Raw genomic sequence first — 12,293 nt, forward strand, 5'->3', positions numbered from 1 at the left:
CTTTAGAAATAACAATGCTTCTGCCTCTATTTTATTCTAATTAATTATTGTTATCTTCTTTGCGATCTTTTTTGTCTTTTCTAGATTTTCTAAATATAGCTAGACCGAAAATTAATGATAATAATCCTGATAGTAAACCTTTAGATTGATTGTCATCTTCACCAGTGTCAGGTAATGCTTCTGAATGAGGTTTGTTGTTGTCATGATGTTGTGCCTCAGAAGTTGGATGCATTGGTGAAACATTAGTTGATTCACTAGATGATGCACTCATGCTATGTGACATAGACTGAGATGTGCTGTCGCTTGTAGAAGCGCTTATGCTCTGACTATGAGATGTACTTTCACTTGGTGTTTCGGACGTAGACATTGATGCGCTATGACTGTTTGAATCACTGCCACTTACTGATTGACTAAATGAGTGACTATGACTTGGCGTATCCGATGTACTTACACTAGCGCTATCTGACGTGCTATTACTATTTGAGTCACTGTTACTTGTTGAATCACTAATAGAAATACTATTCGTATGGCTATGTGATTGACTATCAGAAGTAGACATGCTTGCACTATCAGATGTCGACGTGCTCGTTGAGTCACTTGTAGAAATACTGCTACTTTCTGAAGTAGAAGTACTAGTGCTAACAGAATCACTTAGTGAAGTACTACCGCTTGTAGATGAGCTATCAGAAAGTGACGTACTCGTTGAGTTACTTGTTGAAGTACTACTACTTTCTGAAGTAGAAGTACTAGTGCTAACAGAACCACTTAGTGATGTACTACCACTCATAGATGAGCTATCGGAAAGTGACGTACTCGTTGAGTTACTTGTCGAAGCGCTGTCGCTTAACGAAGTTGAAGCACTTGTACTTTCAGATCCGCTCAATGAAGTACTACCGCTTGTAGATGAACTGTCACTTATTGAAGTCGACGTGCTAGTTGAATCACTAGTTGAAGTACTGCTACTTTCTGAAGTCGACGTACTAGTACTTTGAGAATCACTTAATGACGTACTACCACTTGTAGATGAACTGTCAGAAAGCGAAGTACTATCACTTAATGACGATGATGCACTTGTACTTTGAGAATCACTCAATGAAGTACTACCACTTGTAGATGAACTGTCAGAAAGTGAAGTACTTGTTGAATCACTTGTCGAAGTACTACCACTTGTAGACGAGCTATCAGAAAGCGAAGTGCTAGTTGAGTCGCTCGTTGAAGTACTGTCACTTAATGAAGTTGAAGAACTAGTACTTTGAGAATCGCTTAATGAAGTACTGCCGCTTGTAGACGTACTATCACTTAACGAAGTCGAAGTGCTTGCGCTTTGAGAACCACTTAATGACGCACTTGTACTGCTAGAAGTCGAAGCACTATCACTTGCAGATGTACTAGAAGAAGTAGAATCACTCGCACTCGTCGAAGCACTTGCGCTATCACTTAATTTACTACTAGTACTTGTCGACGTGCTTGCACTTTGAGAACCACTTAATGACGCGCTTGTACTCTTAGAAGTCGAAGCGCTCGTCGAAGTCGAAGCACTTAAACTGTTGCTTTTCGAATCGCTCAATGACGTACTTGTACTGTTCGAAGCCGAAATACTATTACTGTTTGATGTACTGTTAGAGGTACTTGTACTAGTTATAGTAGACGTGCTTTCGGAGTTGGATAGTGAATCACTAGTTGCATTACGTTCTATATTCCATGTAAATGTTTTAGTTGTTGTATTGTTACTTGCATCTTTTGAAGTAACTGTCACAGTATAACTACCTAATTGTGATGGTGTACCACTTACTGTTTTAGTAGATGGATCATATGTTAATCCTGGAGGTAACCCAGTTACTGTGTCAGTCGTTGAACCACTATTATCACTTGTATTGATAGTGACATTGTTAATAGGTGTGAACACTTGATTAGACTGATTACCGATATCAATCACAGGATTAGTAGTATCTACGACATTGATAGTGAAAGTAGATGATGATGAATTACCTGCTTGGTCTACTGAAGTAACCGTCACCGTATTATTGCCTAATTGAGTTGGCGTACCTGTGATTGTATTTGATGTTGAATCATAAGATAATCCAGCAGGTAGTCCAGTGACAGTATTAGTTACTGTTCCGGTACCGTTATCTGTACTATTCACTGTGATTGGTGAAATAGGACTATTAATTTCTTTAGTTTGATTCGTCATATTAATTGTTGGCGCTTTAACATCTTTATAGAAGATGGTGATAGCTTGACCAGCATTAGTTAACTTAACTGTTTTATTTGTAGCATTGTATGTCGGTGCATATGTACTATCTACATTGACTAACTGATAACCCTTAGATGTTAAGTTACTTTGTTGATCATCAATGTTTACAGTATTATCAACATCTCCAGCCAATGTTTTAGGTGGAATGATTTCTTTACCAGTATTAGCATCAACATAGTGCACTTGTGCTGTAGCAGATTCTGTATAGGTGAATGAGTCAATTTGAACTTGTTGTAAATTTCTTACACCACCTGTAGAAGCAGTCATAGATAAAGAAAAATTGGTATTGTTACTTGCTTTAATCCAATCTGAAATGTTTCTTGTCCATGTTTGACCAGCATACGTGACTGTCATCACTTTTGTATCACCATTATAATCAATGACGAAATCTTGGAAGGTACCGTTAGGTTGTGTTGTTAATTTCGCTGCGTTTGCTGTCTTAGTGCTATCCGTATATGTCGATGCGACACCGCTTGAGTTGGTTGTTACAAATGCACCGAATGCGCCTCCGCCTGATACATTCGCAGGGTCTTTATTGGCACTAGCTGATGCGTTTGGTTGAGAGGTATTATGATAACTATCTAGTTTAAATCCGAACGCATTATTTAAGCCCCCGATACCTAAAGCTGCACCTTCTTTACCGATTTGGCCTAAAGTACCAGGTGAGAAAGCAAATCCAATTCCATCTCCGCCAGTAACGCCATCAGGACTAAAACCTTCATAACGCGTTCCTAAGTTAACTTTACCAGTGAAGTGGAAACTCTTATTGGAGTTGATTTTAGTACCAAGTGAAATGGCACCTTTTTGACTACTTGCATCAGGTGTCAGTGTAGCGATACCAGTGTTTTTATCAAAAGTTGCAGAACCAACTGTTGTGAAATGGTCGGTAAAGTTATTTTTATCAACAACAACTTGTGATGTTGTTGGTGCAATAGGTGTTGGTGTTGCAGCTGATGCTAAACGATTGACCGCTAATCGACTAAAAGCACGTACTTTAGTAGTATTAGTTGGTTTAGTAGACTCACTTGCAACGGGTGCTGTGACTACACTTTCAGAAGCAGTATGTGTCATTCTTTCATTCACATAGGACGTTTGATTTGTAATCGATTCACTTTTAACAATGTTATTTTGATTAGATGATGATTCACTAGTTGTAGCATTGTTTGGTGTTTGACTATCTTTACTTTGTGTTGATGATTGAGACTGACCTTCATTCGTATCTACTTTAGATTTACTAGACGTACTTTGTTGTTGGTCTTGTGAAGTAGATGCAGATTTCTGTGATTGTGTATCAGTTGATTTGTCGTTAGTAGAAGATGTTGTACTTTTAGCATCTTTACTATCGCCTTCACTTTCACTAGATGTCGTACTATTATGTTCTGATTGATCTTGCTTGGATGATTGTTCTGAGTGGCTGTCGTTATGTGATTGATCGGATTCACTTTGTTGTTCAGTTTGATCTTTCACACTCTCACTTGATTGTGTGTTTGATTGATCACTTTGACTATCTGTAGATTGAGTACTATCAGCATTGTTATTTTTTTTCTGAACTTTGTGTTTTTTCTGAGGAAACCGATTCGCTATTTGAAGGATTTTCGTTGGTGCTTGCATGTTTAAGTTCTGTTGAATTTTGATTTGCAACAGCTTCACTTTGCGTGGAAAGTTCTGAAATTATAGGCAATTCAGAAGCCGCCATAGCTTGATGATTATGTAACATATTCACTGTAAAAGCACCGCACCACCAGCTATGGTTGTAGCTTTTATAGCATTTCTTTTTACGAAATTACCTTTGTCTTGTGTTTCATCAGGACCTTCACTTGTGTGATTAGAAAAGATAGGTAATCCCATGATTTGCATGAGTTTAATTTCTTTGATACCTGATTTAATCCAGTGTTTGCCTGATTTATATAATTTAACCCGTGATTTTTCTTCTTCTAAACTGTGTTTTAAATTTCTTTGTCTTTTTGACATTGAACCATACTCCTTTTAAATGTTGCTTTGTAAGAATGGGTTAGTCTCAATGTAATAATACACTAATAAATAACTTCAATATTACAATACAAATATACCACATATAAAGAATAATAAATAATAATATTATTTGGAAAATAAATTTGTTACTTTTTGGTAACGAATAGAGCTAAATTAAATAATATTGTGTTAGCAATGTTTCTGTCGACAATTATAATTAAGCTAAATGTTTTTGAGAAAACTTATTTTTATAAATTTGCAAGTAAATAGGAAAATGTTTGATAAGGGCACACTCCGGTTTGTATGAGGTCAATCTGACATCGGTCTTAATGATTGTAATATAAAGATAAATGAACTTAATAAGTCTTCAAAGCCTAATTGATATGCTGTCATGCGATCAATTAGGCTTTTTTAATTAATTTAATTGTGGCTATAAATTTATATTGTATTATTTACTTTTTTATAGTAATCTTTAAAACGAAATAATTACGATTTGAAAGGTTAAGGATAATAATATGGGAAATACATACGATATTTGGTGGAAAAAGGGAGAAGAAACGGATGATGATATGGCAAGGGACCATCAAGAGTCTTGGCAAAGAATCATTCAGATGCTTGATCCAGTCCATATTAAGGGACAAACAATTTTAGACTTTGGTTGTAATCAGGGCGGCTTTTTACGCCAACTTTATCAAACATATGAATTTGATAAAGGAGTGGGTATTGATTTAGCTTACAACTCATTAGAAAAGGCGAACACATTAAAAGAACAACTCCCCCTCGAATACTTTTTAACGGATAAGCCTCAAACGACAGGATATAAGTTTGACACAGCTATAAGTACGTCAGTGTTATATCTCATTGAAGATGTCCCTCAACATGCAAGAGATTTAAAAGCTGTTTTAAAAGAAAAGGGTGTTTATTACGCCACATTTGCAGATCATACGAATAATCCAAGTAGATATTTTATGAAAGAAACCATCGATAAATATGGTGCGACGCCATCTCAAGATCATTCATTAAAACATATCGTTGATAGCTTTGTCGCAGAAGGTTTTGAAGTAGCAGTGATAAAAGAAAGCGTACCTGACGTTATCAATCTTACAAACTATAGTGATTTTTATTTATCTCCGAGTGACTATTTACGTACATTATTTGAAGAATCATTTTTAATTAAAGCTACATTGAAAGAAGGAACAAAATAATGAAAAAGGGAATATTATTATCGGTGGTAACTACAACGACGTTACTACTAGCGGGTTGTTCAAGTCATACTAAGGATGATCACAATATTAATGTGTCATTACCAACAGAGGCGAAAGCAGATAAATTAGATGCACAAGGTTATGATGCTGCGATGCCGGTTTATAGTGCAGTATACGATTCACTTGTTCAGTACGATAAGAAGAAAGGCATCAAAGCAGGTTTAGCAGATCGATGGAAAGTTGATAACTCAGGAAAAGAATATGAATTTCATTTGAAAGAAAATGTGAAATTCTCTGATGGGTCCAAACTAAATGCTAAAGCAGTTAAATTTTCAATTGACCGTGCTAAAAAGATGAATAAAGAAACAACTGTTGAAACATTAAAGCAATTAGATCAAGTGGTGGTAAAAGATTCACAAACAGTACAGATTAAATTGAAACAACCGTCTAATCAGGTGTTGAATGAACTAACACAAGTGAGACCGTTGCGTATTATGAGTCCGCATGCGGTTGAAGGTGGCAAGGTCGATGGCAAGTTTAAGAAGGCAATTGGTACTGGTGCATTCGTTGTAGACAAAGCAGGTAAGGAAAAAAACACAATGAAACCGAATAAGTATTACAATCACGAGCATCCAGTTAAATACGACTTATCTTTCCAAACGATAGAAGATGGTGATTCTAGAAATTCAGCTATACAGAGTGGTTTTGTAGATATTTCTGGTGGTTCATTAGGAATGTTATCAGACCAACAATTAAAACAAGATAAGAAAAATAAAGATTTAACAATAGAAGACCGACCAAGTACAGTTAGTCATTTTATGGCCTTTAATCCAGATCATAAGACATTAAAAGATACCAAAATAAGAGAAGCAATAAGTAAAGCCATCAATACAAATCAATTATCAGATCAACATATGCGCGGCATTTTCCAAAAGGATGTTCAATATGTAAATGATAAGAACCAACAACAGCATGACTATAATATTAAAGATACTGAAAAAATTCTTAAAGAAGAAGGCTATAAGAAAAATCATAACGGCATTTATGAAAAGGATGGTAAACCATTATCATTCAATCTTGTTATTCAAACTGCAGAATTTCCAAATTGGAAAGATAAAGCAGAACAAGTTCAAGATCAATTGAAAAAAGCAGGTATCGAATTAAAGATTAAAACATTAGATTCGCAATCGTATTATGACACGTTATGGACGAAAAAAGACTTTGATCTCATTTTCTATAGAACTTACTCAGATGCCTTAATGCCTTATAACTTTATGAATTCAGTATTTAAAAATATTGATGGTAAATCAGGGGTGCTTGCAAACGATAAAGTGTTATCAGAGAAGTTAGATGCTTACCCTAAAAAGATTAACCGTGATGAGCAACAACAGGCAATGGATGATATATTTAAACATTTTAATAGTAGTTATTATGGTGTGCCGATTGCTTATCCAAATGAAACATTTGTGACGAGTCATAAGATTGAATCATTTAAATTCTCAGGTCTTACTGATGCGCCTATCGACTATAAACATCTGAAAGTTAAGCAATAAAATGTTTAAACGTACTTTGAAATTATTGCTGTACTTATTTATGAGTTCATTCATTATATTTCTGTTAGTGGAAAAGACATCAGGAAATCCTGCCATCTTGTATTTACAAAGACATGGGTACACACATATTTCCCAGGAAAATATAGAAGCAGCACAACATCAACTAGGTCTAGGTCATCATATGATATTAAGGTATCTAGATTGGGTTGTACATGCTTTTACAGGGGATCTTGGTTATAGCTTTAGTACAAGTGAGCCAGTGACTTCTATGATTATTCAATCATTAACGCCTACATTGACATTAATGATAGTAGCAACGGCCATTTTATTACCGTTAGGATTCGCTATTGGTTATGTGGTTGGCGTCAATCCAGGTCATAAATGGGGGTTAATGCTTAGAAGTATCGCTCAAATCTTAACCTCAATGCCGGAATATTGGTTGGCGATATTATTCGTGTATTACTTTGGCATTCGCTTGCAGTTGTTACCTTTTGTAGGAAGCAGTACGTGGTTACACTTTGTGCTACCTGTTACAGTGCTAGTCATAGTAGAAGGTTGTCATATTATTCTAATGACAGCACATTTAATGGAAGGAACGCTTAAAAGTGATGCTTACCAATTAACCTTATTACGTGGTTTTAAACTAAAACATCGAATCTATGTGCAGATTAAAGATATTATCGCACCATTAATAACGATCATGATTAATAGTATGATTCATTTGTTTGGTAAGGTTGTTATCTTAGAAGTGATTTTTAGTATGTCAGGTATAGGCAAATTATTGATTACTGCAATCAATCAACGTGATTACCCAGTAATTCAAGGTATTATCATGATAGTAATTGTCGCAATTATGATTACGAATTACTTGGGAGATATACTAATGATTAAGAATGAACCTCGAATTCAGAACAAGCAATTAACTCAACCTAATATAGAAAGGGTGGGTAATCATGAATAAACATAAATCTGTATATATAATAGTAGGTTTTATATTCATGATGATTGTAGCTATAGTTGTTAGTTTGATACCACAACAGTTGAATGAAGCATTAGGATTACGTCCACCTAGTTTCAATCATTTATTAGGAACAGATCAGTTAGGTAGAGATTTTCTATTGCGTCTTATCCAGGGAAGTATCGTGACGATTGGATTAACGATAACAGTTATTGTGTTAAGTATCGGTATAGGTTTAATACTAGGATTAATTGCAGGTATAGAAGGACGTTGGTTTGATAAAAGTTGTATGTTTTTAGCGGATTTATTATTAGCTATCCCATCGTTTATTATTGCTTTAGTCGTTTTAAGTTTAGTGAGTGATTCAATGCTAGGATTACTATTTGCACTTACAATAGGATGGTTAGGACGCTACTTACGTTACTTTAGAAATTTAACTAGAGATTTACAAAAGCAACCTTTTATTACTTACGCAGTATTAAGTGGTAATTCTAAGATGAAAACAACATTGGTGCATACTATTCCTCATCTAATGAGTAATATACTAGCCCTAATTACTGCAGATATAGGTAAAATTATGTTAAGCATTTCAGGGTTAGCCTTTTTAGGACTAGGGATTAAGCCACCCACACCTGAATTAGGGACAATATTATTTGATGGTAAGAGTTACTTTAGTGCGGCGCCGTGGTTATTCTTCTTCCCGGGACTACTATTAGGAGGTTATGCTTTATTATTTCAAATGCTCAACAACAAAATAATGAAATAACTGACTTTGTGAGTGTCGATCGGTTAAGTGTTTTTAACAATGCGCGCACATTATTAAATTCAATTTCTGTAGATATTCAAAAGGGTGCGTTTCATTGTGTTATAGGTGAAAGTGGTAGTGGGAAGTCCTTGTTAATTCGTACAATATTAAATATGACTTCTTCAGAATTATCGTATCAAGGGCAAATTGATATCAATTTGGCCAATGTTGATGCAGTGTTTCAAGATACAACGAGTAACATGTTTCAAAATATTCCCCTTGATAAACACTTTGATATGTTATATCAAGCGCAATCATCGAAGTTGACCAAGTCAGAGCGACGTGTGCAGTTGATTGAAATGATGACAGCTTTTGGTTTAGAAGAACCACAACGCTTATTAAAATCTTATCCTTTCGAATTGAGTGGTGGTATGGCTCAAAGAGTTGCGCTAATGATGGCATTGATTAGCAAGCCTCAATGTTTAGTTTTAGACGAACCTCCAAGTGCACTTGATCAGAAAAATAGTCGAAAGGTAATGCGTTATCTTTCGAAGATAATGAAGGAAAAACAGATGACGATGATATTTATCACACATGATCTTAATTTAGTAGAAGATTATGCGACACATATTAGTATTATGAAAGAAGGTCATCTCATAGAAAATGGTACTGCTAAGGAGATACTTCAGCATCCCAAAGACGATTATACGAAGAAATTAATCGACATTGCGCATAGGAGAAAGCAATATGCTTACAATCAAACAACTGTCTAAAAGTATTCAACATCAACCAATTTTAAAAGATATAACATTAGATTTAACAGAAGGTCATTTACTGATATGTGGAAAAAGTGGTAGCGGGAAGTCTACTTTAGCGAAAATAATAGCTGGATTAGATTTAGATTATACTGGCCAAATCAAGTACAATGGCATTTCAAGAAAAGACACTCAAACGAAAAAATGGATGAAACAGATTCAATATGTACCACAATATCAAAGCAATACATTAGATTATCGAAAAAGAGTACGTGATATCTTATTAGCCCCGTTAAAAAATTATCATTTTGATCCGTCAACTTATCAAGAGAGAATCGCGGCAGTGCTTAAACAATGTATTCTACCTCAGTCTATTTTAGACCAACGTGTAAGTACATTGAGTGGTGGCCAATTTCAACGACTTTGGATTGCTAAAGCACTTATTATAGATCCGCAAATATTAATACTTGATGAAGCAACTACGAATTTAGACATTATTAATGAAGAAACGATTCTCAACATGCTAAAGGAATTAACACAAATTCAATTGATTTTCATCTCACACGATCCTTACGTGATAGATTATTTTAAGGGTCAGAGACTCGACTTGGATTTATAAAATTGATTGAGCCATATTGTAGTGAACATGATTCACTATGATATGGCTTTTTGTATGAAAAAAGGATTGCCCTTGAGCACGCTCCATAGTTTACAATGTTTGTAACAGAAGTGGAGGTCATAGTCATGAATACAAAAGAAGTTGTCGAATTGATGGATATTTCTCAAGATACTTTAAGATACTATGAAAAGGTAGGCGTGATTCCACCAGTTGAACGTGATAAAAATGGATATCGCATCTATCAAATGAAAGATTTAAATTGGATATACTTAGTTAAGCATTTAAGACAAGCTGGTGTAACGATTGAATTGCTCGTTGAATTTTGCAGATTAGGTCAATTACCTAAAGATGAGGCGGTTCAAAACCAACAGAAAGAAGTACTCAACAAACAACTTGAAGAATTAGATGAACATTTGAAGGCCATTCACAATGCAAGAGAATTATTAAAATATAAAATTGAAACGTATGATGACCATATTGCCAAAATCAATGATGAAGTGGCTCAAGAATATAATTTGAAAAAGATTTGGGAAAGTAAAAGACAATAAATTTGCTATTGAGTGCACTCCATAGTGTAGGGTGTAGTTATAAAGAGTAGAAGGTTTTCATATGAAAACAATTAAAATAAACGAAACAATTGAAATTCCGGCATTAGGATTTGGTGTGTTTCAAATTCCACAAGAACAAACAAAAGACGCCGTAGTTAATGCGATTCAAGCAGGATACCGTCATATAGATACAGCTCAAAGTTATATGAATGAAACAGAAGTAGGCGAAGGTATTAAAGCATCTGGTATTGATAGAAGCGAATTATTTGTTACTACAAAAGTATGGATTGAAAATGTTAACTATGAAGATACATTAAAATCAATCGAACGTTCTCTAGAAAGATTGCAATTAGATTATATTGATTTAGTATTAATTCACCAACCATATAATGATGTTTACGGATCTTGGAAAGCATTAGAAGAGCTACAAGAAAATGGAAAAATCAAAGCGATTGGGGTATCTAATTTCGGTGTTGATCGCGTTGTTGATCTAGGTATTCATAACAAAGTGCAACCTCAAGTGAACCAAATTGAAATTAATCCGTTCCATCAACAAGAAGATGAAGTACAATCACTTCAAAAAGAAGGTGTACTTGTTGAAGCTTGGGCACCATTTGCTGAAGGGAAAAAAATTTATTTAGTAACGAAACGTTACAAAATATTGGTGACAAATACGGTAAATCAATCGCACAAGTTGTACTACGTTGGTTAGTAGAAAGAGACATTGTTGTCTTAGCGAAATCAGTTAATCCAGAAAGAATGAAACAAAACTTAGATATTTTTGATTTTGAACTAACAGATGAAGATAAAGCACAAATCACAACATTAGATAGTAACGATAGTCAATTCTTCTCACATGCAGATCCAGAAATGATCAAAGCATTAACAAGTAGAAGACTCGACGTATAATATATACAAAAGAAAGGGACATCCTGAGAATGGGGATGCCCCATTTTTATATGCTTTTATTTTACTATTTATATATTAATTATGCGCCTGATCCGTCAAAACCTATTATTACTGAAGTGACTTGTCCATTTTTTTGTATAAAGGATACCGGAGTATGGTAAAAACCTGTTTTTGGACTTTTAAGTTCATAAGTGTCAGTGTCTGGATGTTTTTTACCTCGTACATCTGTCATTTCTTGAAGATCATTTCCATAAACAGATTTTAATTGTTTAATCGTAATATTATTGACTTTGATGTGTACAGATGTTGCTTGTTTTTTACCAGGTTTAATAGAAGAAAATGATTGGTCATATTTAGTGAAATAATTTATTTTAGACGTAGTGCCACTTAAACGAACAATTTTTGTACCATTGAAAGTAACATTTCCATATTTTACGGCATTTTTAAAGTTTTTATTTAGTAAGAATGATCCGTCATTATTAACATAACCTTTATAATTATAATAAGGTGTTGTAGCGGCATGTGCATCTTGATTAGGATTTACATCTAATGAGGCTCCGACTCCGAATACTGTTCCGATGGCTAAAGTTGATGAGACAATTGCTTTGGCAGTTTTATTCATGCGAATCTCCCTCTCATTTTTAGTTGAATCGTTAAAAAAGTAAAATGTTACGATTCAATGACGATATTACAAAACAATTACATCAATTTCAAATGTATAAATAAATTTGATTTTATACACATATATACATAGTTAACATAAGTGTTAATGGCAT

At 34.5% G+C, this 12,293-nt stretch carries 10 protein-coding genes and 1 pseudogene; 8 read left to right on the forward strand and 3 right to left on the reverse strand.

Annotated elements, in window-relative coordinates:
• Window positions 1-40 precede the first annotated feature (40 nt).
• Window positions 41-3,865 carry a lectin-like domain-containing protein gene (locus AC2D8K_RS02185; protein ID WP_484697929.1) on the reverse strand — a complete coding sequence of 1,275 codons (3,825 nt, stop codon included), beginning with the start codon at window positions 3,863-3,865 and terminating at the stop codon, window positions 41-43.
• 108 nt (window positions 3,866-3,973) lie between these two features.
• Window positions 3,974-4,225 carry a KxYKxGKxW signal peptide domain-containing protein gene (locus tag AC2D8K_RS02190; protein WP_398575063.1) on the reverse strand — a complete coding sequence of 84 codons (252 nt, stop codon included), beginning with the start codon at window positions 4,223-4,225 and terminating at the stop codon, window positions 3,974-3,976.
• Between the two features lie 515 nt (window positions 4,226-4,740).
• Here AC2D8K_RS02190 and AC2D8K_RS02195 point away from each other — a divergent pair.
• The 8 genes and pseudogenes from AC2D8K_RS02195 (at window position 4,741) to AC2D8K_RS02230 (ending at window position 11,517) form a co-directional block, all read left to right on the forward strand.
• Entirely contained in the window at window positions 4,741-5,430 is a 690-nt protein-coding gene (locus tag AC2D8K_RS02195; RefSeq protein WP_124228023.1) for a class I SAM-dependent methyltransferase, read from the forward strand.
• Window positions 5,430-6,983: an ABC transporter substrate-binding protein gene (locus AC2D8K_RS02200; protein WP_124228024.1), complete on the forward strand. Its 1,554-nt coding sequence runs from the start codon at window positions 5,430-5,432 to the stop codon at window positions 6,981-6,983. The genes AC2D8K_RS02195 and AC2D8K_RS02200 overlap by 1 nt, the downstream gene beginning before the upstream one ends.
• A gap of 1 nt (window position 6,984) precedes the next feature.
• A complete protein-coding gene (locus AC2D8K_RS02205; protein WP_484697931.1) occupies window positions 6,985-7,944 on the forward strand; it encodes an ABC transporter permease in 960 nt (319 codons plus the stop codon).
• Entirely contained in the window at window positions 7,937-8,707 is a 771-nt protein-coding gene (locus tag AC2D8K_RS02210) for an ABC transporter permease (RefSeq protein WP_124228026.1), read from the forward strand. Before AC2D8K_RS02205 ends, AC2D8K_RS02210 begins: the two co-directional genes overlap by 8 nt.
• 8 nt (window positions 8,708-8,715) lie before the next feature.
• On the forward strand, window positions 8,716-9,459 hold the full coding sequence (locus AC2D8K_RS02215; RefSeq protein WP_242238578.1) for an ATP-binding cassette domain-containing protein: 744 nt from the start codon (window positions 8,716-8,718) through the stop codon (window positions 9,457-9,459).
• A complete protein-coding gene (locus AC2D8K_RS02220; RefSeq protein WP_124228028.1) occupies window positions 9,434-10,060 on the forward strand; it encodes an ABC transporter ATP-binding protein in 627 nt (208 codons plus the stop codon). The genes AC2D8K_RS02215 and AC2D8K_RS02220 overlap by 26 nt, the downstream gene beginning before the upstream one ends.
• A 125-nt stretch (window positions 10,061-10,185) precedes the next feature.
• A complete protein-coding gene (locus AC2D8K_RS02225; protein WP_242238577.1) occupies window positions 10,186-10,608 on the forward strand; it encodes a MerR family transcriptional regulator in 423 nt (140 codons plus the stop codon).
• 61 nt (window positions 10,609-10,669) lie between these two features.
• Window positions 10,670-11,517, forward strand: a pseudogene (locus AC2D8K_RS02230) (aldo/keto reductase).
• 79 nt (window positions 11,518-11,596) lie between these two features.
• Here the strand turns inward: AC2D8K_RS02230 and isaB are convergent.
• A complete protein-coding gene (isaB, locus tag AC2D8K_RS02235; RefSeq protein ID WP_124228030.1) occupies window positions 11,597-12,139 on the reverse strand; it encodes an immunodominant staphylococcal antigen IsaB family protein in 543 nt (180 codons plus the stop codon).
• Window positions 12,140-12,293 lie beyond the last annotated feature (154 nt).

This window comes from Staphylococcus sp. 510, assembly GCF_057219715.1.

Coding starts and splice junctions, on each gene's coding strand:
- AC2D8K_RS02205 (WP_484697931.1), top strand. CDS start 6,985: ATGTTTAAACGTACTTTGAAATTATTGCTGTACTTATTTATGAGTTCA.
- AC2D8K_RS02185 (WP_484697929.1), bottom strand. CDS start 3,865: ATGCAAGCACCAACGAAAATCCTTCAAATAGCGAATCGGTTTCCTCAG.
- AC2D8K_RS02190 (WP_398575063.1), bottom strand. CDS start 4,225: ATGTCAAAAAGACAAAGAAATTTAAAACACAGTTTAGAAGAAGAAAAA.
- AC2D8K_RS02195 (WP_124228023.1), top strand. CDS start 4,741: ATGGGAAATACATACGATATTTGGTGGAAAAAGGGAGAAGAAACGGAT.
- AC2D8K_RS02200 (WP_124228024.1), top strand. CDS start 5,430: ATGAAAAAGGGAATATTATTATCGGTGGTAACTACAACGACGTTACTA.
- AC2D8K_RS02225 (WP_242238577.1), top strand. CDS start 10,186: ATGAATACAAAAGAAGTTGTCGAATTGATGGATATTTCTCAAGATACT.
- AC2D8K_RS02220 (WP_124228028.1), top strand. CDS start 9,434: ATGCTTACAATCAAACAACTGTCTAAAAGTATTCAACATCAACCAATT.
- isaB (WP_124228030.1), bottom strand. CDS start 12,139: ATGAATAAAACTGCCAAAGCAATTGTCTCATCAACTTTAGCCATCGGA.
- AC2D8K_RS02210 (WP_124228026.1), top strand. CDS start 7,937: ATGAATAAACATAAATCTGTATATATAATAGTAGGTTTTATATTCATG.